Annotated in this window: 36 protein-coding genes; 25 read left to right on the top strand and 11 right to left on the bottom strand. The window is 58.3% G+C overall.

Annotated elements, in window-relative coordinates:
* Positions 1 to 112: 112 nt before the first annotated feature.
* From J0I79_RS16660 to J0I79_RS16650, 3 genes are read right to left on the bottom strand one after another with little or no spacing between them, the layout of a single operon-like run.
* A complete protein-coding gene (locus J0I79_RS16660; protein WP_292860746.1) occupies positions 113 to 820 on the bottom strand; it encodes a DUF3560 domain-containing protein in 708 nt (235 codons plus the stop codon).
* Positions 817 to 978 (bottom strand): hypothetical protein, encoded by a 162-nt coding sequence (locus tag J0I79_RS16655; RefSeq protein WP_292860743.1) that lies wholly within the window; start codon positions 976 to 978, stop codon positions 817 to 819. The genes J0I79_RS16660 and J0I79_RS16655 overlap by 4 nt, the downstream gene beginning before the upstream one ends.
* Before the next feature lie 15 nt (positions 979 to 993).
* Positions 994 to 1,350: a hypothetical protein gene (locus J0I79_RS16650; RefSeq protein ID WP_292860740.1), complete on the bottom strand. Its 357-nt coding sequence runs from the start codon at positions 1,348 to 1,350 to the stop codon at positions 994 to 996.
* 190 nt (positions 1,351 to 1,540) lie between these two features.
* Here J0I79_RS16650 and J0I79_RS16645 point away from each other — a divergent pair, with 190 nt between their 5' ends.
* Positions 1,541 to 1,900 carry a hypothetical protein gene (locus J0I79_RS16645; RefSeq protein ID WP_292860738.1) on the top strand — a complete coding sequence of 120 codons (360 nt, stop codon included), beginning with the start codon at positions 1,541 to 1,543 and terminating at the stop codon, positions 1,898 to 1,900.
* Position 1,901: 1 nt separating this feature from the next.
* On the opposite strand, the gene J0I79_RS16640 is transcribed toward J0I79_RS16645, so the two are convergent.
* Positions 1,902 to 2,609 (bottom strand): hypothetical protein, encoded by a 708-nt coding sequence (locus J0I79_RS16640; RefSeq protein ID WP_292860735.1) that lies wholly within the window; start codon positions 2,607 to 2,609, stop codon positions 1,902 to 1,904.
* 138 nt (positions 2,610 to 2,747) lie between these two features.
* On the opposite strand from J0I79_RS16640, the gene J0I79_RS16635 reads away from it, so the two are divergent.
* Both J0I79_RS16635 and J0I79_RS16630 read left to right on the top strand, forming a co-directional pair.
* On the top strand, positions 2,748 to 3,422 hold the full coding sequence (locus tag J0I79_RS16635; RefSeq protein ID WP_292860732.1) for a helix-turn-helix domain-containing protein: 675 nt from the start codon (positions 2,748 to 2,750) through the stop codon (positions 3,420 to 3,422).
* Between the two features lie 13 nt (positions 3,423 to 3,435).
* Entirely contained in the window at positions 3,436 to 4,083 is a 648-nt protein-coding gene (locus J0I79_RS16630; protein ID WP_292860729.1) for a hypothetical protein, read from the top strand.
* An 884-nt stretch (positions 4,084 to 4,967) separates the two neighbouring features.
* Here the strand turns inward: J0I79_RS16630 and J0I79_RS16625 are convergent.
* The 6 genes from J0I79_RS16625 to J0I79_RS16600 form a co-directional block, all read right to left on the bottom strand.
* On the bottom strand, positions 4,968 to 5,483 hold the full coding sequence (locus J0I79_RS16625) for a hypothetical protein (protein ID WP_292860726.1): 516 nt from the start codon (positions 5,481 to 5,483) through the stop codon (positions 4,968 to 4,970).
* Positions 5,484 to 5,493: 10 nt separating this feature from the next.
* Positions 5,494 to 6,003 carry a hypothetical protein gene (locus tag J0I79_RS16620; protein WP_292860723.1) on the bottom strand — a complete coding sequence of 170 codons (510 nt, stop codon included), beginning with the start codon at positions 6,001 to 6,003 and terminating at the stop codon, positions 5,494 to 5,496.
* Between the two features lie 209 nt (positions 6,004 to 6,212).
* On the bottom strand, positions 6,213 to 6,422 hold the full coding sequence (locus J0I79_RS16615) for a hypothetical protein (protein WP_292860720.1): 210 nt from the start codon (positions 6,420 to 6,422) through the stop codon (positions 6,213 to 6,215).
* On the bottom strand, positions 6,400 to 6,612 hold the full coding sequence (locus J0I79_RS16610) for a hypothetical protein (protein WP_292860717.1): 213 nt from the start codon (positions 6,610 to 6,612) through the stop codon (positions 6,400 to 6,402). The genes J0I79_RS16615 and J0I79_RS16610 overlap by 23 nt, the downstream gene beginning before the upstream one ends.
* Complete coding sequence (locus J0I79_RS16605) at positions 6,612 to 6,962, bottom strand: hypothetical protein (RefSeq protein WP_292860714.1); 351 nt, start codon at positions 6,960 to 6,962, stop codon at positions 6,612 to 6,614. The genes J0I79_RS16610 and J0I79_RS16605 overlap by 1 nt, the downstream gene beginning before the upstream one ends.
* A gap of 24 nt (positions 6,963 to 6,986) precedes the next feature.
* Positions 6,987 to 7,205: a hypothetical protein gene (locus tag J0I79_RS16600; protein ID WP_292860711.1), complete on the bottom strand. Its 219-nt coding sequence runs from the start codon at positions 7,203 to 7,205 to the stop codon at positions 6,987 to 6,989.
* A 129-nt stretch (positions 7,206 to 7,334) separates the two neighbouring features.
* Between J0I79_RS16600 and J0I79_RS16595 the strand changes: the two genes are divergently transcribed.
* The 5 genes from J0I79_RS16595 (at position 7,335) to J0I79_RS16575 (ending at position 9,719) form a co-directional block, all read left to right on the top strand.
* Complete coding sequence (locus tag J0I79_RS16595; RefSeq protein WP_292860708.1) at positions 7,335 to 7,496, top strand: hypothetical protein; 162 nt, start codon at positions 7,335 to 7,337, stop codon at positions 7,494 to 7,496.
* 15 nt (positions 7,497 to 7,511) lie between these two features.
* On the top strand, positions 7,512 to 7,904 hold the full coding sequence (locus tag J0I79_RS16590; RefSeq protein ID WP_292860705.1) for a hypothetical protein: 393 nt from the start codon (positions 7,512 to 7,514) through the stop codon (positions 7,902 to 7,904).
* A 239-nt stretch (positions 7,905 to 8,143) separates the two neighbouring features.
* Positions 8,144 to 8,458: a hypothetical protein gene (locus J0I79_RS16585; RefSeq protein WP_292860702.1), complete on the top strand. Its 315-nt coding sequence runs from the start codon at positions 8,144 to 8,146 to the stop codon at positions 8,456 to 8,458.
* Positions 8,458 to 8,604, top strand: a complete 147-nt coding sequence (locus J0I79_RS16580; protein ID WP_292860699.1) for a hypothetical protein — start codon at positions 8,458 to 8,460, stop codon at positions 8,602 to 8,604. The genes J0I79_RS16585 and J0I79_RS16580 overlap by 1 nt, the downstream gene beginning before the upstream one ends.
* A 923-nt stretch (positions 8,605 to 9,527) precedes the next feature.
* Positions 9,528 to 9,719: a hypothetical protein gene (locus J0I79_RS16575; protein ID WP_292860696.1), complete on the top strand. Its 192-nt coding sequence runs from the start codon at positions 9,528 to 9,530 to the stop codon at positions 9,717 to 9,719.
* Here J0I79_RS16575 and J0I79_RS16570 read toward each other — a convergent pair.
* Positions 9,700 to 10,257: a recombinase family protein gene (locus J0I79_RS16570; RefSeq protein WP_292860693.1), complete on the bottom strand. Its 558-nt coding sequence runs from the start codon at positions 10,255 to 10,257 to the stop codon at positions 9,700 to 9,702. The two genes, J0I79_RS16575 and J0I79_RS16570, sit on opposite strands and share 20 nt — an antisense overlap.
* A 309-nt stretch (positions 10,258 to 10,566) precedes the next feature.
* Here J0I79_RS16570 and J0I79_RS16565 point away from each other — a divergent pair, with 309 nt between their 5' ends.
* The 17 genes from J0I79_RS16565 (at position 10,567) to J0I79_RS16485 (ending at position 24,367) form a co-directional block, all read left to right on the top strand.
* The gene (locus tag J0I79_RS16565) at positions 10,567 to 10,887 is read left to right on the top strand and encodes a hypothetical protein (protein ID WP_292860690.1); all 321 of its coding nucleotides are present in this window, start codon (positions 10,567 to 10,569) and stop codon (positions 10,885 to 10,887) included.
* Between the two features lie 159 nt (positions 10,888 to 11,046).
* Positions 11,047 to 11,361: a hypothetical protein gene (locus tag J0I79_RS16560; RefSeq protein ID WP_292860687.1), complete on the top strand. Its 315-nt coding sequence runs from the start codon at positions 11,047 to 11,049 to the stop codon at positions 11,359 to 11,361.
* Between the two features lie 68 nt (positions 11,362 to 11,429).
* Positions 11,430 to 12,170: a hypothetical protein gene (locus J0I79_RS16555; protein WP_292860684.1), complete on the top strand. Its 741-nt coding sequence runs from the start codon at positions 11,430 to 11,432 to the stop codon at positions 12,168 to 12,170.
* A 68-nt stretch (positions 12,171 to 12,238) separates the two neighbouring features.
* The gene (locus tag J0I79_RS16550; RefSeq protein ID WP_292860681.1) at positions 12,239 to 12,661 is read left to right on the top strand and encodes a hypothetical protein; all 423 of its coding nucleotides are present in this window, start codon (positions 12,239 to 12,241) and stop codon (positions 12,659 to 12,661) included.
* Between the two features lie 312 nt (positions 12,662 to 12,973).
* Positions 12,974 to 13,801, top strand: a complete 828-nt coding sequence (locus tag J0I79_RS16545) for a PBSX family phage terminase large subunit (RefSeq protein WP_292860749.1) — start codon at positions 12,974 to 12,976, stop codon at positions 13,799 to 13,801.
* Between the two features lie 47 nt (positions 13,802 to 13,848).
* Positions 13,849 to 14,388 carry a hypothetical protein gene (locus J0I79_RS16540; RefSeq protein ID WP_292860678.1) on the top strand — a complete coding sequence of 180 codons (540 nt, stop codon included), beginning with the start codon at positions 13,849 to 13,851 and terminating at the stop codon, positions 14,386 to 14,388.
* Complete coding sequence (locus J0I79_RS16535; protein ID WP_292860675.1) at positions 14,318 to 14,905, top strand: hypothetical protein; 588 nt, start codon at positions 14,318 to 14,320, stop codon at positions 14,903 to 14,905. The genes J0I79_RS16540 and J0I79_RS16535 overlap by 71 nt, the downstream gene beginning before the upstream one ends.
* A gap of 1 nt (position 14,906) precedes the next feature.
* A complete protein-coding gene (locus J0I79_RS16530; RefSeq protein ID WP_292860672.1) occupies positions 14,907 to 16,382 on the top strand; it encodes a hypothetical protein in 1,476 nt (491 codons plus the stop codon).
* Positions 16,383 to 16,384: 2 nt separating this feature from the next.
* Positions 16,385 to 16,609, top strand: coding sequence for a hypothetical protein (locus J0I79_RS16525; RefSeq protein WP_292860669.1), 225 nt, complete (start codon positions 16,385 to 16,387; stop codon positions 16,607 to 16,609).
* Positions 16,609 to 17,016, top strand: coding sequence for a hypothetical protein (locus J0I79_RS16520; protein ID WP_292860665.1), 408 nt, complete (start codon positions 16,609 to 16,611; stop codon positions 17,014 to 17,016). The genes J0I79_RS16525 and J0I79_RS16520 overlap by 1 nt, the downstream gene beginning before the upstream one ends.
* Positions 17,017 to 17,877, top strand: a complete 861-nt coding sequence (locus J0I79_RS16515) for a hypothetical protein (RefSeq protein ID WP_292860662.1) — start codon at positions 17,017 to 17,019, stop codon at positions 17,875 to 17,877.
* Positions 17,877 to 19,205: a hypothetical protein gene (locus J0I79_RS16510; RefSeq protein WP_292860659.1), complete on the top strand. Its 1,329-nt coding sequence runs from the start codon at positions 17,877 to 17,879 to the stop codon at positions 19,203 to 19,205. The genes J0I79_RS16515 and J0I79_RS16510 overlap by 1 nt, the downstream gene beginning before the upstream one ends.
* Entirely contained in the window at positions 19,205 to 20,494 is a 1,290-nt protein-coding gene (locus J0I79_RS16505; RefSeq protein WP_292860657.1) for a hypothetical protein, read from the top strand. The genes J0I79_RS16510 and J0I79_RS16505 overlap by 1 nt, the downstream gene beginning before the upstream one ends.
* Before the next feature lie 3 nt (positions 20,495 to 20,497).
* Positions 20,498 to 21,499 carry a tail fiber protein gene (locus J0I79_RS16500; RefSeq protein WP_292860653.1) on the top strand — a complete coding sequence of 334 codons (1,002 nt, stop codon included), beginning with the start codon at positions 20,498 to 20,500 and terminating at the stop codon, positions 21,497 to 21,499.
* Positions 21,500 to 21,513: 14 nt separating this feature from the next.
* Positions 21,514 to 23,778, top strand: a complete 2,265-nt coding sequence (locus J0I79_RS16495) for a hypothetical protein (protein ID WP_292860650.1) — start codon at positions 21,514 to 21,516, stop codon at positions 23,776 to 23,778.
* Positions 23,778 to 23,969, top strand: coding sequence for a hypothetical protein (locus J0I79_RS16490; protein WP_292860647.1), 192 nt, complete (start codon positions 23,778 to 23,780; stop codon positions 23,967 to 23,969). Before J0I79_RS16495 ends, J0I79_RS16490 begins: the two co-directional genes overlap by 1 nt.
* Entirely contained in the window at positions 23,966 to 24,367 is a 402-nt protein-coding gene (locus J0I79_RS16485; protein ID WP_292860645.1) for a hypothetical protein, read from the top strand. Before J0I79_RS16490 ends, J0I79_RS16485 begins: the two co-directional genes overlap by 4 nt.
* Positions 24,368 to 24,513 lie beyond the last annotated feature (146 nt).

Here is a 24,513-nt window from a genome sequence, read left to right as displayed (position 1 = left end):
AGCCGACCCGCGTAGCCAGTCGTCGGGATGTCCAAATGGACGTCCATTTTGCCGTCTGCTCCCACTTGGACCCTCCGTCTCTAACGATCGGCGGACTCTTGCCACATTAACCTCATGCGCCGCACGAGGGGAGCGGCGTGGCGCTTACTTCTAGGCGGAAGGATACCCGATTAACTTTCAGGACTTTGAGGGTTTGACCGAGCCAATTGACGGAATCGCCCACCTTTGTGTTTTGACGGTGCCATTGGCAAATGCGCTCGTCGTCACGCGCTGCATCGCCCTTGATGCACGCAGGCGTCCGTAGAGAGTCTGCCCGGCGTTCTAAACCATCGGCTTTCGAAAGCAATTGACCGCGCTCGATGAGCGACTTCTGTGCTCGGTCTAGGAGCTTCCGGTGGCGACGTTCTGAGTGATGACCAACCTTAACCGGCTCACCAAGGCTCAGGAAATCGCGCTCGTGAGGTTTTAAATCCCGGCCGGCTGCGTGCTTGCGGGCAGAGCGCGCGCGCTCTTCTAATCGGTCCGCGCGCCGTAAATTGCGCTGGGTGCGATAATTCCTAAGAGCCTCCCCGGTCAATGGCTTGAAAAAATCTGTTTCAACCTGCACCTCTTCCAAGCCGTGCGCTCCCACGATATCTGCGAGAAGGTCGCGGGCATCTGCTGGGATGATATGCCCTCCTAATTCGTGGGAGTACACCCCTCCGGCCTGTCTAATCCGATGCCGTTCCTTGTAAGTGTTTCCAAGGATTCGATAGGCTTGCAGCGTTGTGGTGCAATCAGCCTTTGCCATGCACTCTTCGATGGGAAGGGGCTGCTTCATTGTTCGCCTCCCACCATGAAAATCCAGAACAACGGCCAGACCGCAGCGGTGCCTGCAGCGCAACCGCGTTCGAAGCCATGTTGTCGGGTGTAGGTGTATGTGATGTCAGCGATGGCGCCGTAAGCCACCAAGGCAAGGGCGATGATTGTGATTTTCACGCATTGAGCCCTCCCTTAAACCAGCGCCGCGATTACGCGCATGTCGCGGGCGATTGCGCCGATTGAAGAAGCGATGGTTTCTTCTTCGACCGGCCGCGTGGTGAGGGTGGCGTAGCCTGCAAGTCCGGGCGCAATGTTGAGCCGCAGCGCGGTAGCGCCGGTAATAACGCCAAAGAGGCAGCCCAACGGCTTAAAGGTTTCAGCGAAGGCGGTTTGCGCAGCCAGCGGTGCATTGGCCGGGACATATTCAGCATCGGTCCAGTAAAGCTTGGAGCCTTCTGGTGCACCGGCAACAGCATAGCTTGTCGCCTTGCCTTTCAAATTGAGGGTAGGGCGTTGTCTCCCTTCAGAAGTAAATACTTGTTCGGTCATGGTCTTGTCTCCTTTTGTGATTATATCATGCTCCGCTAATATAATACTGTAAAGCATTTTCTAATATTTATTTATCCACATGCGGCAATACGTATTGCCTAGGGTGTTTACCGCGAAAGACCTTTAATCCCCCGCGTTTTTGACTCTCATAGCCATTAAGCCTACCGTCCGGCTCCACTGGAGAGGATGCATGGCTGGACCCCGCGACCTGCACGGCATGACCGTTGATGAGCTGGAAAAGCTGATTGCCGACGCCACCGCAGTTCGGGACAGGAAGCTGGCCGAACAGATTGCAGAGCTTGAAAAGAACCTGGCTCAACTGAAAGCTAAGCAGGCCGGTCCCGCCGACGACACCCCGGCGAAGGCCCGGCGTGCCGTACCGCAGTTCAAGTACTGGATTGCCAGCAAGCGAAAAGGCTGGACGGGCAGGGGTGGTAAAAAGGCAGAAGAGGCCTTCCGCGCCCATTTCGAGCCGGGTAAGGATCTCAAAGACTACAGGGTGAGGCCGGGGAACGAGGCCCCGGAGCGGACCGACGCGGATCGGTATTGACTCACTGGATGTGAAACCGGTTGGAAATATAGCTAGATGCCACGTTTATGATAATGCCTAGAATAATGGCACCAAAGACCAGGCCGTAAAGTGCCTTGGAGCGTGTGAAACGGCGCTCGCCCACTCCAAAATGATAAACGATTGCCGGAAAAAACAGCCGCGAGAGCAGTGGCACACCAAACATGCCCGCCGCGACGACAACGAGAGCCAAGCTCGGATACCGATTGAAGAGCCCTGGGAAAGCAAAGACGCCCACGGCGATCAAAGCGAGGGTGATTAGGACGATCATTGAGAAGAAGGCTAGCCCAGATCCGTAGCCCATCAAATTTAAGCCGCTGTACCAAGCTTTGGTCGACTGGACTTCGTTGACCAACGTCTCTTCGGCGGCAACGGCTTTGTCGCGGTCGCCGCTTATACGTATGCTGACCGGCCCAGCGTCGTAATTCGACGTACGGAAACTGATTGTGGGTTTTTCAAGCAAATTGCTCGTTATCGATACGCTGACGATAGGGACTGAGGAGACTGTGCTATCGGCAAGGATGGAGTCGAGGCCGTCAGCGGACACGGTTCGCTGGTTGGCGAACGTCACATCGACACTAGGTGGCTTGCCGGTGGCTTTTTCGATGTGGCTGTAGATGCGCTGCAAGGCTGCAGCATTCAAGATGAAGCTGCCGCGCAAAGAGCGATCAATATTCCAAACGTCTGGCACCGCCCCCTCCAAATCTTCTTGCCAAGACTAAAATCCTATAGTTGAATCATATTCAAGGGGTGTGGTTTCTCAGGCGCCACACTCCCGGCAATTTGCCGCCAATGACCTGGGTGCCAAAAACAATGAAAGTCCTGGAATGTGGAATCTCCTTCCTACTACGCGGTAATACCCGCCACCGTCCGATATGCGGACATCGCCCCCAATGCAAAACTTCTCTATGGCGAGATTTCAGCCCTGAGCGACAAGTTTGGCTACTGTTTCGCCACCAACGCTCATTTCGCTACGCTCTACAAGGTACAAGATACTACGGTAAGCGCATGGGTTAAGGCACTGGCCGATAGTGGCTACATAGCCATCGAGCACGTTCGGCTGGAAAGTGGTCGCTGGGAGCGCCGAATTTCGCTTTCCGAACCCTTCGTAAAATCCCGAAGCACTCCTTCGGAAAAAGCCGAAGCACCCCCTTCGGAAAATTCCGAAGAGAATAATACAAGAGATAATACTAAATCTAACAATCCCCCTGTAGCCCCCAAGGCGTCCCAGCTGTTCCTCCAATTCTGGTCGGACTACCCGCTGAAGGTTGGAAAGCCGAAGGCCGCAGCATCATGGCGGAGCCAGAAGCTGGATCAGGAAGCGATCAGCATCTTCGCCGGATTGAACCGCTGGAAAGCGTCCCCGCAATGGAAGCGGGATGGCGGCAAGTTCATCCCGCACCCGACCACCTTCCTGAACCAGCGACGCTGGGAAGACAGCCCGGAACCTGAGCGGGCGGTGAACCCATACGCTCCGCTGCCCGGCGAACCCGTACCGTTCTAACCAATCGAAAGACATGACCGTGGAACCAACCACCGCAGAACAAAAAATCTCCGCCCTCTTCAAAGCCCTAACCGGTCGCTTCGGCGCTTTGGAGTTGAAGGACGGTCAAAACATGAACTTCGTGGAGCGGAGCTGGCAAAACAGCGTCGGCCGCTACTCCTGGTCCGACATTCAGACCGCCATGCGCGTCCTATTCGCGTCATGGAAGTGGCAGAAATGGCCGAGTGAAGGCGAGTTCATGGACCAGCTCCGTGAGCTTGGCTGCCGCCCAGCGGGTACCGGCTCCGGCGATCGGCGGCCCGAACACGTCAAACAGGCCGAGAATGATGCCGATATCTGGTGGCGAGGGTTGATGGGCAAGCCGCTACCGGCAGGAGCGTGGCCATGTAGCTGGGCTGATGTGGTGCTGGAGCTGGTAGGGTCGGGCTTGGCAGAGAACCGGCGCAAGACGTTCGGCCAGCTCCTGACCACTGCGTGGCTGAACGGAGTGATCCCCGGAGGGTTCGAAGGCAAGGCGGCGCTATATTTCGCGACAGCGAACGAGCGCAAGGCTCAATACCTGGCCGCAATCGGTGAACACGGACACGCCGCGGTCAATACAGGCCGTGTAGCGGTACCTGGTCGCTTGCAAACATCTGCAAACTGCCCCGACCATCGGTAAGAAACCCACCACTTCCGCAGAACGGGTCCATCTAAGCAGGGTGGCCGCACTGGAGTGTGTCCTGGGTGACAAGTGGGGACACGAGTGTGCGGGGAGGGTGACTGTCCACCACGCTATTGGAGCACGGTACCGGGGTATGGGGCAGAAGGCGAGTCACTACGACACCATCCCGCTGTGCGAGGCTCACCACCAGACCAGTGGCAACGCTATCCACCTGATGGGGATGCGCCCGTGGGAGGCCAAGTATGGGACGCAGCGTGAGCTGATCGAATCAACCAAGGGAAAGCTGGGGGGATAGCGACCACACCAGAGGGCCGCGTACTCAAGGCCATATGCACCTACCTGGACCTGATGGAGCGCCAAGGGCGCTGCTGGTACAACAGGCAGAACAACGGGGGCGTATACGATGCTCGCAAGGGGATCTACAGGCGACCGGTAGGGACTGGGTATAAGCACGGGGCACCAGACATCCTGGTGTGCATAGGAGGGCGGTACGTAGGTTTGGAGGTGAAATCTGGGGTGGGAGTGCTCTCAGAACACCAGAAAGCCTTTAAACAGGGCTTGGAGCGCACCGGAGGCACGTACGTGGTTGCGAGGTCAGTTGAGGACGTAGTGGCCCTTTTTACGTCCCAATGAGCGTGTACAGGGATAGAGGCTAGCCACTAGGGTGGGGACGTACCGTACAGCGGTCCTTAACCACTTGCGTGTACATGGTGCTTGCCAGGGTACCTGGGAAGTACTATATGCACACCAGCTGCTGACGAGTGAGAAACAGCGAACCTGCCAGCAATGGTTCTGCGGAGCGCAGACGTAAGAGGACTCTCGTACAGGCCTTCGGGCCAGAAGATAGCTCCTGCGGGGGCTATTTTCTTATCCACCCACACCTAACGCCTACGGGGACGCCTGATAGCCTCCCCCCTGACCACCTTGGACACCAGGGTCGGCATGCCGATCGACTGGAGGTTCTTGGGGAGGGCAGGCTTCTCGTAGGCGCTCTGGATGAACATCACCGCATCGTACTGGGTGTTGCGGGCCTTCTTGAGGGAGAAGAAGGCCGTGTAGGGACCGGTGCACCCGGGCACGTTGCGGAACACCAGGTAGTTGTCCTTGAGGGAGAAGTGGGCCTTGCCCTGGGCGGAGGCCTGGATCATCCCGGGCAGGTGGGCGGACAGGCCATGGCGGGTGGTGCAAAAGCACCTGAGGTCCCCGTTCTGCTCCTGCACCCGGTAGTCGGGCGTGTCAGTGACCAACCACTCTCGCGAGAACGTATGGGGACCAAAGGACACATGAACCTTGTACGTCGGCGCACCCGGCGTCGTCGGCGTCACGTCCATCACGAACGGATTGAGGTGCGACAGCGTATACGTCACACCCTGGATGACAATCGGCCGGTACGCCATGTGGGCTCCGTTACGAGAAAACTCCGGGAAGGCTTTGGTCCCCGGATGGAGGTTCATTGTCGGGCGGCCTATACCCCGCCGGTTCGTATTCAAGGTCCCTCGGCCAGTAGCCGAACCCCTTGATGTTGATGAACTTGTCACCCATCCGCCAAAGGATGGTGCCAAGGGCCTTGCTCGGGTCGGCTCCTGCCACCGGGACGCCCTTAAGTTCCAACGCCTCGACCAGCTCGGTGCGGGTCATCGGCCGCTTGTGGGCTTCGGTGATGAGGCTCCTGACTTCCTTCTCCATCACGTCCTTCGGAATATTCCTCTTCCGCTTCGTATCCGTATCGTCATCAAGCTGTAGCATCCTTCGGCTGCCAGTTCCGACGATCCTGAGGTTCCTCAGGGTGCCATGTTCTGCATTCGTCTCGCTTAAAGACGCAAATTTCTCCTCCAGGGCGAGGTAAGTCTCGACCTCGGCCAGTTTAGCCTTCAGTTCCTCTCGCAGCTTAAGGGCGTTTTCGCGGGCCGCGTTCATCGTTGAAACCCTCCGTGAGTTTCATCGGTATATAGCAGCGAACCCGGAATTTACAATGTCATCCAACCCGGTATCTATGGGAAATGGGTCTGATGTTCTTGTTGTGTTCATACAATAGGAAAAACATCCTGTGGAAAATCCCATTTTCTTGTGCATTTACAGGCTTTGTGCACCGCAACGGCGACTCATTTTGAGGTGAGTCGAGTCATCTAGTCAGCCAAGCGGCGTGGCCAGTCGGCGGATTCACGCTGGATATCTTGTGCCATTCGATGCAGCGCGACTTTGACAACCTCGGTGGCAGAGGTCAGTCCGATCGATGTTGCGACGGTCTCCATGTTGGCGGCGATATCAGGGTGTGCGGCCATCTTGATCTGCAGGATCCGGGGCAGCAGCAGCTTACCCTTGGACGGTTTCTTCATGTTGTAGGCTTTCGTTGGTTGATTGGCTGGCGATCCATGCAGCTCTGAACCGCTCTTTCGCCTCCTTCGCCTTTTTGCGGAGATGGCGATGCTCCTTCCAAAGCGGCGTGCGGCTCACCGCGGTCCAGGCATCGTAGGCAGCCTGTTCCGCGGCGATCCACTTGTCTCTGATGTCGTCCAGTTCAGACACTAGAAGCCCGGCTCGTCGTCAAACGGCGCGCTCTCATTGGCCGAAGGCTTGGCGCCGCCCTTAACCCGCAGAGCGAGCGTGCTCTTGCCTTGGAAATCCACCAACTCGGTGCCGAGCAGGATTTCCTTCCCCTTCCACGCATCCAGGTCGGAGCCGTAGAACAGCGCGATACGGTTGGCGTTGGTCTTGTTGCAGACCATGCCCTTGTCCTTGCCCTCGAAGAACAGGACCAGCTTGTCGTCGTCGCCCAGCTTTTCCATTTTGTAGTCGGCAATGGTCACTTTGACCTCGCGGCCTTTCAGGTCGTCGGATTTCAGATAGTTCGACGGGAATGCATCATTCAGGTTCATTTCATTACGTTTCGTTGGTTTGTCTTAGGCGTCCACACCGCGCCGGCGCAAAGTGTCCGGGCAGGCGTCAACATCGTATCCGAGCTGGCGGAGGGCGTCCTTGAGGCCCCATGGCGTCATGATGGCGCTCAGCTCGTCAATCTCTTTCACGAGCGCCTTTATGCGCTCGCCGGTCTGGTACTGGCGGCCCGGCAGCAATGCAGCCGGGACCACCGCGGTCACGTGACCGAAGTTGTTTTGCATGTTCATCTCCTTTTGTTGTGTAATAATATTACTAAATGGCTATACGCCGTCAATATAAAATAGTGTAATAAATGTATTTACAGCTATAAAGTATTGTGAGAGCGTTGACTAAACAAAAGGAGAACAACCATGAATGCGTATTTTACTATGAATGAGCCGCTGGCGCTCAAGCCCACGGCAGCCGACCTGTTGGCGGACTGGTACTGGGAAAACCGCGGCGCCCTCATACGCGCGGCGGTCCTGTTTGTGGCTGGTGCGGTCATCGCCGCGCTGGGCGTGAGTGTCATCTAAGAGAAAGCGAGGGATATGGAGCCAAAGAAATTCGAGATTGAAGCTGGCAACTTTTACAAGACACGTGATGGGAAGAGGGTTTTTGTGGCGTCGGTGACGCCCAGCCCTTTCTACAAAGATAAAAAGCCTATCCTGGTCTACGATGAAGACGGGAACTATCGATGGTATCGTGTTGACGGGTCGATTAACGCGTTTGGAGAGGACGATTACGACCTCGTAGCCGAATGGAAAGAGCCCAAGCGCATAAGATGCTTCGCGCCGGTTTATGATAAGGTCTCCGAGGGAGACTGGTGCCTGGGTTATGGATACCGCACGCACGAGGAAGCACGGGAAGCAGCTCTTGCCGGTGTACGTGCAATTGTCGAAATCGACGTTGAAGAAGGCCACGGCCTCGGGGAGGTCGAGTAATGCATCCCCTTCTAAAACTCTGCTGCGCTCTTTGGATTGTGAGTGCCGCATTGATTGTCGCAAGCATAATCGTAGGGCATTCGCCTAAGGATGAGACCGACCCGAAAAATGGGTTATCTGGCTTGGCGCTACTGACTGATGCCGGGACAGGCTGCCAATACCTGGGCAACGCCTGGAGTGGCATCACGCCCCGGCTCGACGCCAGCGGTACGCAGATTTGTAATGCGGAGGGCAAATAGATGCGCTTCCCCAGCTTCTTCCGCAAACCAGCGCCGCCCTCCGAAACACCTAGTCAAGCCCGTATTCAGGCCCGTGTCATCGACCACCTTGTCAAGCATGGCGTCATCGACGCCTGGACCATCGTGCAGTTGGGCACAACCGATGCCCACAAGCTCATGACCCGGCTGCGCCGCAAGGGTTACTTGTTCGATGCCAATAATCCGCGCGGCCATTTCGAGCAGCGCAACCGCTCTGGTCACGGCACCCACCGTGTCCACTACTGGACCGGCAAATGGCCGAAAGACCGCCGCAAGCGTGCGCGGGGAGGGCGGTGATGGAATTTATCATCTGGTATCTCGGTTGCTACTTCCTACTCGCTCCCGAAGCATTCGGAAAGAAGGTCGCGAGGTTTCATCTTGCCTACCGGCGCGTCATGCATGGTTATCCGGCGCGCTACAAAAAGAACGCGCGGAAGCAGTGAACCACTGGAACCACAAAAGCCCGGAGACCGGCTGGACCAGCGCTGACGGGCCAACCGACAAGGAATGTGTGATTGCGTTCCTGGTGGTGTGGGTGGTTATCGCCGTGGTCTGGTGGCTGACGCACTAGCCAGAAATGGAAACAGGATGCCAATGCGGCATCCTGGCCCATTGTATCGTCTCGCGACGGTTCAGTGACCGAAGTACCAGCGGATCAGAAGCACCGCGACGTAAAGCAACGTCTTAATAGTGCGTTCCGAAAGCTGGACCTCGATCGAAATCCGGAAAGAAACCATCTCTGGCCCCCTGATTCCGGGTCTGTTAGGCGCCTGCAAAACCCTGTTGTTGATGGGGATTGCGATTTCGAAATCTGGCCGTGGGGCGGTGGCCACCGCTGGTCCCGGCCTGCGATGTAGTTCAATTTCTGGAGATTTTTGATTCAGCTACAGAGCGAGATCAGCTTCAGCGACAACAGCAGCTTCAGAGACGATACAGCTTCGAGACAACAACAGCTTCAGGGTCAGAACAGCTTCAGGTCAATCAACAGCGCAAAGATCACATAGCACAACGGGTGGCACGCGGGCCGACCCGCGGTTTGTAGCATTGGCCCCACCGACGAAATAGATCGCCTCTGCCCCGCGTTCAAGCCCAACTCGTTAAAATCGGGGGCTTGTTAATTCCAAACTCCGCGCCTAGATTCGTGCTTCGGGTTCTGCCCGCGCTGTGCTGCCTCCTTCCCCTATCGAGGCGATGCGGCGAGACCATGCTATTCACTGTACAATCATTTCTGGCGCTATTAATTGGACCGGTTTTTTGACCGGCATTATGGCAAGATAGGGGGCGACCAGGAACTTCGAACGACCGTTAAAGCGGTCGGGGAAAGTTCCTGCTCGATCAGGCTTCTCCGACCAGAAAGTGGAGCCTGATGAACGACAATCCCAACCTTATCCGTGCGTGCCTCGTCTTGACGCTGTTTTGCGGCGCCGCCGCGATCGCAATTGCGATGTTCAGTCCTGGTACGGACCCTAATCCTCTCCTCGCGCCGGTGCAGAACGTGCTGGTCACCCTGTTTGGGCTCGGTGTCACCGCGTTCTTTTTCAAGGCGCTGGGCGGCTGACGATCCTGCCGATCGTGCTCTCGCTTACGCCGAACGCGGAAGCAACTTCGCGTGCGCTGTCACCACCGGCAAGCCGGGCGAGGGCAGCCGCCTGCTGAGGAGCGTCAAGCTTCGGCTTCCGGCCGAACTTGACGCCTCTGGCCTTGGCGCGCTCCCGGCCTATCGCGGTGCATCGCAGGATGTTCCGGCGCTGCCACTGTGCAGCCCAGCCGACCACGTACAGGATGAGATCCGCCATCTCGGAGGTGGTGTCGATGAAGGGCTCCTCCAGCAACCGCAGGCCGGCGCCCTTTGCCTTCACGGTTCGCATAATGGTGAGCATGTCGAGAGGGTCGCGTGCAATGCGGTCCGTCACCGTCGCCAGCACGGTATCGCCTGGCTGAAGGGTATCGAGCATCGCCTGAAGCTCCGGCCGGTCGGCGTTCTTCCCGCTGCGTTTCTCGTGGAAGATTCGGCCGCAACCGGCTCTCCCCAGCTTTTCGAGCTGGTCGGCCAAATCCTGGCCCTCGGTAGAAACCCTTGCGTACCCGTAAATCATCGCTCCTGTCCGGCCCGACGATGGCAAGAGTATACGCGCTTTTATGGCAGTGTGTTCCATGTCCGCATAAGTTACGAGTTTTGCAATACGGTGACTATTTCTTTAACGGGGCACAAAGAGGCATAGATGGTGATCAGATCGGCCTTTTTGAGCTTGTTTTGGCTTCCAGCTTTGCGTTTTGGGTGGTGAGCGAGCGCCGTCAAAACTCGTGATTTCTGATAGGCGTTGGTTCGGGGATGCCGGGGTTTCCCGGGGGGCCGTCCCCACCATTCCTCTCACCGGAGAACTCACCAAATGCGAAGGCAGTTAATGACGATTCTCGGGGTGGCCGTACTTGCGCTCCCCACGGCGGCTAGGGCCGACAACCCGCTTTATGGCCGTTGGCAGAGTATGCGCGGGTACATGGTCACGCTGCTTGCCGATAACTACGCCATGTGGACGGAAAGCGGAGGTAGATACGAAGGGCGGTGGAAATCCGTTGGTGACAGCCAGTTCGAGCTGAACGTGCCGCAACTCAACTTTCATCACACCTGCACCTACGCCATCCTGAACAACGGCGCGACGCTCCACATAACGACCTGTGATACGACGGGCGGCCTGTCGCAACAAAACCTTATCCAGGTTAAGTAAGGTCCAGCATAATCATTCTTGCGTGCTTTAACGATCGCAACCGGTTGCCAGTGGGGCGCAATGCGTCGGATATCTCTTTGCGCAGTGGTCGCAATAAGCTGGGCATTCCTGGTCGGGGCTGGCGGCAACGCTGGCCCCAACGACTTCCGGGAAGTCAAAGTGAAGCTGGATAAGGAAACCGGTTGCGGCTCTTACTTTGGCGATGCCACGGTTTTCACGGTTCGCCTCAAGGAAGGCGCCTACCTCGGTGTGCAGATGGTCACCATCGGCCAAGACGGCTTCGCGGAGGCGTTTGACCAAGAGGAGCGGACCCCGTCCCTCGACGTGCCGGAAGTTGACGGTCCTCCCCATCAGTCGTGGTTCGGGCCGCTGCCAGCCACCAAGGATTACAAGGTGATGTACTCGCCGCGGGCATCCTTCGGCTCGAAGGCGCTGGTGACGATCTGCGGGCGGACGACGGCGCCAGAAACCTGAAATTGACATTGACAACCGGGTGAGCGCCAAAGCAAAAGTCGGGCCGGGTTTAAATTGGGGGAAACAAAGTGCGAAATCTGATTTCGATAGTTACTGTTGTGCTGACTTTGGCATCTTTCGGCGCGAAGGCCGCCGACAAAATCAATGTTCAGGTCCCGCTGCAATCATACGCGGCTCTCTCACCCAACGCGTCCAAGCTCCAGTTTTTGGGTGGTCTGAAAGCTGGAATGAAACCCGCTGAAGTGGAACAGTTTCTCACCGGCCAAGGCTACAAGCTGAGCGAATCTGCGCAAAGTCGGATTGTCACTTGTTCGGACGTGGAGCGGGGGGTCAATCTGATCGGCAACGAGTTTCTTGGCTTTCAGATGTATGAAAAGTCAACAGACGCATACAACGAGATGATTAAGATCAATTACACTTCGGAGGTTTTCGGGAACGGGCTGGGATATTTCACAATAAGCCGGGGTTACAGACAAGGTGGCCAGCCTGAATTCAAATCCGTGCTCGACGAATTCGTTTCAAGCTATGGGAAGTATGCAGAAGGTAAGGAGTATGGCTGGGGTGTGTTTACGAAATGGTACTGGAAGCAGAACGAACCGGTCGACAATTCCTCCAAGGAGTCCGCTTATCTCGAAGTGAGGTTCAAAGGGAAGGACGGCAAGCTAAATGGGCTTGAGGCGACCTTTAGTGACAGTAGTGCGACAACCCGTGAGCGTAACGCTCAATACGCGATGCGGGACGCAATCTGCAAATTGGGTGAAAAGGCCATGAAGGACGCCGGACCCAAAGACCTCCAACTGCCACAGTAACTCGAACAGGAAGGCCCTTCGGGGCCTTTTTTGTTGCCAGCCAGCCCGGCTTGAATCATGATTCCAGCATGGCCGGACCTTCCTCCTGGCCCTTCGACAAGACTGTCGCCGATACCATCTGCGACCTGGTTGCTGAAGGCCAGAACCTCCACGTCATAGGCAAGCTCGACGGATATCCGCCTCGTTGGCGCATCTATGAGTGGCTGAAGGAAGACGAAGCCTTCGCCAACAACTACGCCCGCGCACGCGAAGACCGGGCCGACTGGCGATCTGCTCGTATCGACAGCATCGTGTCCAAGCTGCTGAGCGCTGAGATCGACCCCAGTGCTGCCCGTGTGGCGATCGAAGCCGAGAAGTGGCAAGCCGGTAAAGAGAAGCCGAAGGTGTATGGCGACAAAACCACACTGGCCGGCGATGCCGATAACCCGGTGCAGGTGCAGGGTGAGTTGCGGGTCGTTCTGGTCCGGCCGAAGGAAAGCGCCGGTGGCTGATGTGGACTGTCGTTGACCCGTCCGAAGTAGAGCTCGCAATTAGCGATGGGCTATATGTCGTCATTGAGATCGGCGATGTCCGCTATCTCATTCCCAAGGAAAGCTCCAATGCGTGAGCATGGGGTTGGCCAAGCACCGTAAGTCCGGCAAGGCGCCGAAGAGCCCGAAGCTGCGGTATGCCCTGCGGTTACAGGCTGAAGGTCGGACCAACGCCGAAGCTCCTGTCGAGCGAAAGGGCAAGCACGATGCCCGCGCCGCAGCGTGGCGGCGTAAGCGCGCCAAGCGCAACGGAAGTTCCCATGTTTGAACCAGGTGGAGCTACCGGAGAAGTTCGCCGGGCTCTTTGAGCCTCATCGCTTTAAGGTCTTCTATGGCGGGCGTGACGGGGCCAAGTCCTGGTCCTTCGCCGACGCCCTTGTCCACCTCGGCGCCCGCAAGCCGCTCCGTATCGTCTGCGCCCGCGAATTCCAGAACAGCATCGAAGAGAGCGTGCATCACCTGCTGGCGTCACGCATCGACCACTACAAGCTGCCGTACACGGTCGAGAAGTACCGCATCTACAATGCGCTCGGCACCGAGTTCATTTTCAAGGGCCTGTCCAAGCAGGACGCCGCTGCAATCAAGTCTCTGGAAGGCGCCGACATCGTTTGGGTGGAGGAAGCCCAGAACGTTTCGGAAGCCAGCTGGAAGAACCTTACCCCGACTGTCCGTAAGGAAGGCTCGGAAATCTGGGTCAGCTTCAACCCGGACGTTGAAGACGCGCCGACCTACCAGCGCTTCGTGGTCAACCCGCCGCCCGGCGCTCTCGTGGTCAAGGTCAACTTCTCCGATAACCCGTGGCGCTCCAAGGCTCTCGACGCCGAACGGGAGCATATGCGGCTCACTGACCCGGTGGCCTATGACAACGTCTGGGAAGGCAACTGCAGATCCTTTGCTGAAGGCGCGTTCTTCCAAAAGGAGATGCAGGACGCCGCCAAGCTCAGCCGTATCACCATGGTGCCGCATGACCCGGCCAAGCGGGTGTGGACCTTCTGGGACCTCGGCTGGGGTGATCCTGCCTCGATCTGGTTTGTCCAGCCCACCGACACCGACATGTTCAACGTCATCGACTACTGGGAGGGCAGCAACGTCACGCGCTGATTGCCTGCACCGGCTACGTCGTGCCGCACAGCCACCAGGGCTTGGCTTTGTCCGAACTGGTGGCGGAAACACAGAAGATTAAAACCGCCATCCTGCGCCAGACGCTGGACAACCTGTACCTGTCCAACAATCCCGGCCTGGCGGTCGATGTGACCAACGTCTCCAACCCGGAGGTTTTGAGCCAATCCCGTATTGGCATGACGATACTGAAGCGCACCGGCAATCCGGTGACTGAAGCGGTCAGCGTGCCGTTCATGGCGGCACAGAGTCTTGGCGTGCTGGAAGCCATCGATCAGATGGCCGAGCAAAAGACCGGCCTGTCGGGCGAAACCACCGGCCTCGACGCCGAAGCCTTGGCCGGCAGCACCAACATGATCGGCGCCATGACCCTCAACCAAGCCCAACTACGGATGAAGCTGGTCGTCTCTATGCTGTGCGAAACCGGCCTGCGCCCCGCCATGCTGCGTATCCGAGAGCTGGTGATGAAGCATATGACCCGCGAGGAGCTGATCCAGCTTGGTGGCAAATGGGTACCTGGCGCGCTCCGGCCTGGACAACCAGATTGCCGATGCCATCGCCATGTTTGAAGCCCGCTACAACGGTAGCGAGGATAACTATTTTGCCGAGAACGCCGCCACCGTCACCACCGCCCAAGGCGTCGATGCCATCGACCTGCCGGCGGATTTCAAGGAGGTGGTGAGCTTGTATCTGACCGGCGTCGGGCCGGTGCAACTGGTCAGCCTGCAAGCCCTTCGTGATGCCGGTTACTGCGGTCAGGATACGCCATACCTGGCTGCCCTCTATCCCGGCAACAAGCTGAAGCTGGGACCGACCCCGAGCGGGGCCTTTCCGCTCGAGGTGGTCTATGACGCCAAGGTCACGCCGCTTACCCAGCCATCTGACACAAACTGGCTCCTGACGGAATACCCTTTCCTCTACGTCTACGGCTCACTGATGTTCATGCTGAGCTTTCTGCAGGACGCCGACCGCCGCGCTGAGATTGAGGGCAATTACCAGCAGTTCATCGCCGAATTGCAGGGTAAGAAAGCCGCCAAGAAACTCGGCCGGACGCCCCAGATGCGAACCAGGCGGGGGAACCCGTGACTTGGGATTTCAGCTCACGCCGGTACAGAAGTTCGGGGAGTGGCTGCCTGACAAGGGGCCGCTGAACAATCCCGGCGTCTACTCCATCCGCAACGTCGTTCCGATAGGTGACGATTACACGTCGATTGAAGAGATTCACGAGGAGACGAGTGCGCTGCCCGGCGAATGCCTGGGGGTATTCGCTTATATCGACAGCTCCGGGCTGCCTCACACGTTTGCGGGAACGGCTGACAAGCTCTTTCAGCTTGTAGACGGTGATTGGTCGGACGTTACCCGTGAATCCGGTGGGTATTCGACCACTGACGACAACCGCTGGCGCTTCGCCCAGTACGGCAACTTCGTCGTCGCCACCAACTACAACGATGTCATGCAAGTCTTTGACATGGCGTCAAGCACCAACTTTGACGATCTGGCCGGAAGCCCCCCACGGGCGAAATACCTGAGCGTCGTCAATAACTTCCTGATGGCGGTTAGCACCTTCGACGAAGTTGATGGCACCCGGAGCTTCCGGGTGTGGTGGTCGGGGCTGGATGACATCACGACCTGGACGCCCAATGTTTCCACGCAGGCCGATAATCAGGACACTCCCGGATATGGTTCCTGCACTGCTGTGGTGGGATCACAGAACAGCGCGATTCTCTTCCTGACAGGCGGCATCTTCCGGTTGGACTACGTCGGGCCGGCCGCGATCTTCACCTTCACCCTGTCAGAACCCAACAAGGGCACCCGCGTAGCTGGGAGCGTAGCAAGCTACTCCAACCTGGTCTTCTACTGGGGCGAAGACGGGTTCAACATCTACAACGGGGTCAGCTCTCAGCCGATCGGTCATGAAAAGATTGATGAGTGGTTCCGCCAGCGCTGCGACTTTTCCAACATTCACAAGATGCAGACGGTGGTGAATCCCCGGCGCAAGCAGGTGATGTGGGCGTTCCCCTCCGTCGACGGCGCCGGTATCTGCGACAGCATCCTGATTTACAACTGGCAGGCAAATCGGTTCGGCTTTGTCGAGCAATTCGTTGAAGCCATCGGCGCCACCTACACCGAAGCGGCGCTGACCGATGACGACACCGATGAGTTGACCGATGACCCCAGCAACGACTCCCTGACCGATAGCGTGAGTTTCATGGGTGGTCGGACCGTTCTGTCCGTGGTGAATGAAAACCATCGTGCAGGCTCGTTCTCGGGGCCTGCGCGTGATGCCGAGATCATCACCGGCGAAATCCGTCTCAATCCCACGGGTCGGGCTTACATTTCCAGCATCGTGCCTGTGGTCGACTGCGAAAATGTTCAGGTCGAGCTACTGACCCGCGACAACCAGACCGCAGCGCCGGTGTCTTCCGGGTTGGTATCGATGGAAGAAACCGGGGAAGCCGGCATGTATATCGATGCCCGCTACCACCGCGCTCGCATCGTCATTAGCGGTCCCTGGAACCGGGCACAAGGCATCCAACTGGCTTACCGGAATACGGGTAGGTAGCCATGGCAAACCAGACCCTCTTCGTCAGTCCACAGGCCCGGAATGATCCGGCATATATCCAGCTGCTCGCCCAGAGCCTCGCAATGCTCAACAACGCCTTCGCCAATCTGTCTGGCGGTGGCGGTACGGCATCCGGCACGCTCGTCCTCGGCGGTCTCGCCAGTGACGAGCTTGGCGACGACACCATCACCATCCTCGGCATGTTGACGGCCGATGAGTTCGCATAATGTTGGAATTACGCTCCCTGCCGCGCGAACAGGTCATGCCAGCGTGGCCGGACATCGCGCCTATCCTGGCGCGGGTTGTCGGCAAGGATGGCCGGGAAGACCTGCTGGACGTTGCTGGTGGGCTCCTGAAGGGCGAGTATCAGGCCTATATCATCGTAGATGGCCCTCGGCCGGTCGCGGTCGCTGTGACTCAAATACTACAGACCCGTCATGAGAAACTTGGCTGCATCGTCTACGTGGCCGGTGATGGTTTGACGGACTGGCTCGGGTTCATCGATAGTGTCTGTGAATGGTGCAAGGCGCAGGGCTGTACATCCGTGGAGGGCACCGGTCGGAAGGGATGGGAGAGAATCCTGAAATCCCGTGACTTCGACCGAGTCACGTCAACCATACGGAAGCGCCTATGAGTGGGAAGCAAAGCACAAACCCCGTCCACCACCACCACGACGACAACGCCGTGGTCTGGTGTTCAGCCGTATCTCACTGACAGCCTTCAGCAGGCCCAAAATCTCTATCAGTCTGGCGCCGGGTACTATCCCACCAGCACCGTCGCTCCGCTCTCCAGCCAAACCCAGCAAGCACTAGACCTCACCCAGCAGCGGGCGTTGAACGGCAGCCCGCTGCAATCGGCTGCCCAGGGCAACGCCACCAACACGCTGAATGGCGCTTATCTCAATTCCAACCCCGGCCTGCAAGGCGCTATCGACGCCGCGACGCAAGGGTTGGTGCGAAACTACCAGACGGCAACGCTGCCGGGGATTCAGGGCAGTTTCAGCAAATCAGGGCGTTACGGTTCGGGGGCGATGCAAGGCGCTGTCAGCGACGCGCAGAACAATCTCGCCGGTCAGATCGGAAATATCAGCCAGAACCTTGCCTATCAGAACTATGGTGATGAGCGGAATCGGCAGGTGCAGACCTCCGCGTTGGCGCCGCAGCTGGCGGGCATGGACTTCTCGAACTTGCAGGCCCTGACCGGTGTAGGCCAGACCTACGACACCCAGAACCAGGCCCAGCTCACAGACCTTGTGAACCGCTACAATTACCAAAACGGCGGCGCGCTTGACGATTACATCGCCCGCCTGAACGGCACCGGCGCGACCAACTTCAAGAATTCTGCCAGTTCCAGCCTGAACGGCACGCCTGCTTCAAACGGCATAGCTGGCGGCCTTGGCGGGGCATTGGCAGGTGCGCAGGCTGGGTCATTCCTCGGTCCCTGGGGCACACTCGGTGGAGGCGTCCTTGGCGGTCTTGCAGGAGCATTCCTGTAATGTGGCCGTTCTCCGCCTCCAACATCCTTGACCAAAGCGTGATGCAGGCAATGCCTCAGCAGCAGCTTGGGTTTGGCGCATTGACTGGCCAGCAGACACCGCAGTCCGACCCTCAGCAAGCGCAATCGCAACCAAATCGGACGCTCAACAATCCTGCCCTGCTTAACGCGCTTGGCCGCATGGGGAGTGCCATTCTCATTGCCAACAGCAAGGGTGCCGGATTTGATGGCTCGTTTGGATATGGGCTCGATGCCTTCAATGATGAGCAGAACCGTCAACACGACCAAGGTATGGCCGACCAACTCACCCAGGCGAAAATTGCCAAGGCACAGCAGGAAGCCCAATACGGGGTTCAAAGCCAGGGGTTTGAAGGTGATCTTGCCCGTGCCCAGGTAGTCCTGGCCGATCCTAATTCCAGCGCACATGACAAAGCGGTAGCTCAAGGGGTTGTCGCTACCGCCCAGCGTTTGCAGGGGTCATGGGACCCTGTAAGTGGTCAGTACGCGTGGAATCCGAAGAGCCGGCTGGTGGGGCAGGGAGCTTCCCCGCCTCCGGCCGCTCAGGCGCTTTCCAATTCGCTTCCGACGCCAACCATGAGCCAATCTGCCGCCAATCAACAAAATGGCGATCTTATGCCACCTCCGGCCGTCGGGCAGACACCTGACGCTTCTCTGTTCCAATCCACCGGCAACCGCAAGGTTGACGCTGCCCTGCAACAGCAAGCCGCAGAGGTTCCGTTGGCTGGCCGCAAGACCGTGGCTGAAGGTGTTGCCTCGGCCGATACCGCCACCTTTGGCGCTCTCGCTGACCAGACCCGCAAGCTTGCCGCAATCGAGCCGCAGGTGCAGCAAATCAAGGCACTTGCCGCCAACACCAAGACGGGCGGCTTGGGTGTTGCGCGGATGAAATTCGGGCAGCTGTTCGGCGTTGACCTCGATGGGGTACCGGAAGCCCAGCAAATCACCGCCATCACCTCCGCGCTCGCCCCTGCCATGCGCGCGCCCGGCAGCGGCTCCAGCTCTGACCGCGACGTGAACATGTTCCTCGCGGCGTTGCCGAGCCTTTGGAACACGCCGGGCGGTATCGACCGGATTGCAGACAGCTACAGCAAGCTTCTCGATCGCCGGAAGGAAGAGGAGAAGATCGCCCGCCGTATGCTGAAGGACCAAGGCAGCTTGGACGGGTTTTATGATGAGACGGCCAAACTCAAGCCGCTGTTTGATGAGAAGTTCTTCGGCTCCGTGGTTTCGAATCCCGGCGCTCAGCAAACCGGCACAGCTCAAGCCAAAACTTGGAAGTTCAACCCGACTACCGGGAGGCTGGAATAATGCAGGTCCAGCTCCCCAACGGCGATGTGGCCGAGTTCCCGGACAACATGAAGCAGGCCGACATTGAAGCGGTTCTGCAAAAGCAGTTTGCCGCGCCCTCGGTTGGTACGGATGTCGCTAAAAGTGCCGCCAGCGGTGTTGGTATCGGCGCCGGGAACATCGCTGACGCCCTGAACCCGGTCAACTGGGGCCATGACCTGATGGCCAATGTGAGCGACCTCGGCCAGTTGTTCAAAGGACAGGTTCCCAATGCCCGTCAACCGTCGGCGCCTGCTACACAGTTCATGGCCGATCTTTATCAGCCGAAGACAGAAGCCGGCCGGCTCACCCAAGGGGGCGCCGCAGGGGCAACCACGGGGATTATTGGCGGGCTGCCGGGGGTACTGACGGGCTTTACAGGAGGAGTTGGGAGCGAAGCTGGTGGTGACCTGTCTTCTGCGACCTTCGGTGAAGGCGCTCGTCCGATCGGTTCTCTGTTTGGAGCGCTGGCGGGCGGCAAGGTTGGTAATGCCGCCCTGAACGGAATCCGTGGCTTCACCAATCCTGCGCCGTCGCCGGAATCGCTCCGCGCCGACTACGTCTTGGCAAAAAATCAGACCAAGAACATCGACTTCAGCCCTGAACAGGTTTCTCAAGGCCTTACCCAGCCGACGATCGATGCCGTTCAGCCTTCGGTGTTCAATATCAGCGACCGGATTGCGCCTGCCGCATTGCAGGACCTCCAAGATTTCGGTCGGAAGGGCACGAATGCCTACCAGCTAGATGAGTTTCGCAGCCAGCTTGGCGGAGATCCCCTTAGCTCGCGCATCCGGGACAATATCGACACCTTCACCGACAGCGCAGACGTTCCAACCGATTACCGAGACCTCTACCGACGCTCCAAGCTTGCGCGGAACATCACCAACGCAATGGATGCCGGCGGTTCTAGCGTAACCCAGGCTCGCACCCGTCTTCGCAACGTGGCCACCTCGGCGCGCGGCAGCACTCCGGCCGAACAAGCTGCCCTCCGCCGCGCCGGTAGCATTGGCATTGGCGAATCTGCTGCCCGTGTTGGCCGCGTCCCTGCTGCCATCCTGTCGGCGGTGACCGGTTCGGGGTACAGCCCCTCTGCCGGGCTCGGCGTATATGCGGGCGGGCGCATTCTCGACAATGTCGCTGACGCCATTGCCCGGCGCCGCATGAACGATGCCCTGCAGATTGTCCTGCGTGGCGGGAAACTACCGCCTCAATATTCAGGTTTTGGAGCGCTGACAGGTTTCGGCGCAAACAGCAACAATAGGGGGCTTTGATGCGTGACAAGCCACATTCGCAACTGGTCCAGCTCGCCTGCCGGTAACAGCGCAACGCCTCCTTACGGTGCGCCTGAAGGTGGGACTTATCGGTCTCAAATCTCGGACATTTTCCGTCAAATCATGGCGGACGTGCGGGCCTGGTGGGAAGCGCCGGGCTGGATCGATCTCGGCCACACGCCGACCTACGTCAGCTCGACCCAATTCACGGTAACCGGCAATCAGACCGCGATTTATGAAGTCGGCCGGCGTCTCCGCGCGACCGACGGCATCGGCGGCATGGTGTACGGCACCATCACCGCCTCCAGCTATTCCACCACCACCTCGGTAACTGTCGATTGGGATGGCACCGGCATCGACAATACCGTTGCGCAAGTGGCGGTGGGGGCTGCGGGGATTGCCAACCCGTGGGCTTCTTTCAGCACCCTTTCCGGCACCCTCAACCTAAGCCAGATTCCGACTTTGGCGCTTGTACCTGCGGGAGTGGTTGTGCCGTTCGCAGGAATGACGCCACCGGATGGTTGGCTGCTGTGCGATGGTTCCGCACAAAGCCGGACTGATTACGCGAACCTGTTCACAGCAATCTCAACGACATATGGCGCCGGTGATGGGAGCACGACATTCAATCTTCCAGATTTACGAGGCCGCAGTGTGTTCGGATTGGACAACATGGGTGGCACGACGGCCAGCCGGGTTACGAACGGGGTCTCAGGTATTACGGGGACAACCTTAGGTGCGGTCGGAGGTAGCGAAGCGATGCATGGGCATACCCACACCGCGTCCGTGACTGATCCAGGCCATACCCACGACGCAAACGCCGTCTTTGGAGCTGCCAGCAATAACCCCAGTGGGGCGGCGGTGACGCGTGACACCGGCACCACCGGCAGCCGGCTGGTGACCAAGACCGCGACGACGGGGATTACGGTGAGCAATTCCAGCGCCGGGGACGGCTCAAGCCAAAATATGCCGCCCGCCATGATGCTGAACATGATGATTAAAACCTAACGATTGCTCCCGATGTGAATGTCGTTAAAACCCGCCTCGTCCCCGCCCAGGATACTGCCGCTAACTGGACCTCCAATAACCCCGTCCTGCTCATTGGGGAGCTGGTATATGAGACTGACACCACCAAGCTGAAGAAGGGTGATGGCACCACCGCCTGGAATGACCTGGATTACTGGGAAGGACCACAGGGCGAAACTGGTGCTACAGGTCCGGCTGGCGCCAAGGGTGACAAGGGCGATACAGGTGACACTGGAGCTACTGGACCGACAGGTGCTGCCGGTTCCCAAGGTGCAAAGGGTGATAAAGGAGATAAAGGCGATACCGGCGCGCCTGGAGCTGATGGGACGGACGGCACTGATGGAGCCGACGGGCTTGGAGTACCCGCAGGCGGCACAACCGGCCAATTCCTGGCCAAGGCCTCCGATGCCGATAATGATACCCTCTGGGCCGATGGGTCCTACACCCTGCCAACGGCTACTGGCAGCGTACTTGGCGGCATCAAAATCGGGGATGGTCTAGCCATCGATGGAAGCGGCGTTGTCAGCGTAGACGCAGTGGGCGGCGTTTCCAGCGTGTTTACTCGCACCGGCGATGTGGTCGCCACAACCTCCGACTATGATGCCTCACAGGTCGACAACGATAGCGGCGTAGCCGGTAGTAGCGTGGCGGACGCGCTTGACACTCTCGATGCCGATAAGGCCGACATTTCTAGCCTGGCCACGGTCGCTACCACTGGCGCTTATTCCGATTTGAGCGGCAAGCCTTCACTTGCAACAGTGGCGACAACTGGAGCGTATTCAGACCTGTCGGGTACTCCCAGCCTCGCAACCGTTGCGACTACGGGCGCCTATTCTGACCTGACTGGAAAACCAACGCTTGGCACCATATCCAGTCAGGATGCCAGTTTGGTCGCGATTACTGGTGGAACGATCAATGGAACTACGGTCGGAGCAACGACCAAGGCCGCGGGTGGCTTTACGACCCTAACAGCTACCAGCACCACCACACTGTCAACTGGCCTGTCAGGCCCACTCAAAGCCGCATCCGGGGTCGTGAGCGCCGCTGCCATAGACCTTTCCGGCTCTGAGGTTACGGGTAACCTCGGGGTGTCACACCTCAACAGCGGCAACGACGCCAGTGCCAGCACCTTCTGGAGCGGCGACGGCACCTGGAAGCCTGCAACTGGCGGGCTGATCGACGACAACCCAGCCGGGGATATGTCGCATAACGTCAACGACTACAGCCCTACTGGCCTCGCCAATGCTGCCGTCGTCAACATGAAGCTGACGGAAGACTTCAACCTGACAGGGATCGCAACTGGGGTGCTGGGGCGGGTCATCAAGCTGGTCGTGAATAACGACGGCACTGCCTACAAATGCACGCTAAAAAACGAGAACGCGAATTCCTCGGCCGCCAACCGTATCAAGACGCCGGGTGGTGGCGATTATGTGATCAACGCCAGCAGCGGTGTTGACCTGGTCTACGCTCAAGATGCCAGCAGCAACCAGCGATGGGTGGTGGCCAACAGCGCCTCCATAACCACGCCGCTCGGGGCAACGAGTGGTGGTACAAACCAGTCCTCGGTTGCTCAAGGCGACCTGTTGTACGGTTCCGCGACCAACACCTATAGCCTCCTCGGTAAGTCAACCAGCAGCACGCGCTACCTGTCCAACCAGGGCACAAGCAACAGCCCTTCCTGGAACCAGGTCAACCTTGCCAACGGCGTAACCGGCAACCTGCCTGTCGGTAATCTGAACAGCGGGGCCAGCGCGGATGCCACGACCTACTGGCGGGGCGATGGCGCATGGGTCTCTCCGCCGTCTCCGGCGCCGGACGTGATCATCGAGGACCAAAGGACGCAAAACACCAACGGCGGGACCGCCACTACCGGCGCCTATACAACGCGGACACTCAACACCACAGTTCGGAACAATGGCTCGATTGCCTCCCTGTCCTCAAACCAGATTACTCTGGGCGCTGGAACCTATTATTTCGAGACCGAAGGCATGCAATTCTACAATGCCAGCACAGGATTCCTGGTGAAGGAGCGTATCAGGAATATCACTGACAGCACCACGGTGGCAGAGAGCGTCAACGCCAACGGCGCCAACTTCCCGTGCGTCTACCCGAGAGTATCGGGAATTGTAACGATTTCAGGCTCCAAGGCCTTTGCGCTCCAATACTACCGGACGCAAACCAATGGTGCGACAGACTTGGGAAATCCGATGAATATTGGGACCGAGACTTACGCCAGGGTAAAAATATGGAAGGTGGCGTAATGGACCGTGACGCCCTAATCACCGATACCGCAGCCGTCATCACACCGACATGGCTTGCCAAGGTAACCGGGAACACAACGCTGGGCGTGGTCACCTACCTCATCACCTGGAACAACATCATTTCAGTGATGACCGTCGTCTATCTGGGCATTAACATCGCCCTTAAGGTTCGGGAATGGCGCCGGAAATGACCTACGCTTTCGGTCCTATCAGCGAAGCCAGATTGAAAGATCTGCATCCCGACCTCGTGCGCGTTTATCGTCGCGCCATGAGCTGGCAACTGCTGGACTTCATGATCCTGGAGACTGTGCGAACCCAAGCCGCCGCCAACGACAACGCAGCCAAGGGCACCGGGATTAAAAGCAGCAAGCACTTGCGCCAGCCTGACGGGTTCGCCCACGCCTGTGATGCGGTTCCGTATCCCGTTGACTGGAAGGACACCAAGCGGTTCGACTTTCTGGCCGGCGTCATCGCCGCCGCCGCCAAGGTCGAGGACGTAGCGGTGCGCTGGGGCGGGAATTGGGATGGCGACAACGACTTCCACGACAACTCGCTTGAAGACCTGCCGCACTTTGAGCTTGTCGCCTAAGCAGCGCTGTGTCAGATTCATGAGGCGTGGAAAGACCTCTCCGGTATGACTACGCAGTTGTTCAAATTTCCTTTTGTGCAACACAGGGGTGGAGGCTTCGGCCTCCATTTTCATTTTACAGCCAAGCTGGTTCGTGTTCTGATTCC

Origin of the sequence: Mesorhizobium sp., from assembly GCF_017306585.1 — a bacterium.
Taxonomy (GTDB): domain Bacteria; phylum Pseudomonadota; class Alphaproteobacteria; order Rhizobiales; family Rhizobiaceae; genus Mesorhizobium.
The sequence above is the reverse complement of the archived record's forward strand: the minus strand, read 5'-3'. Positions and strand labels throughout refer to the sequence as shown.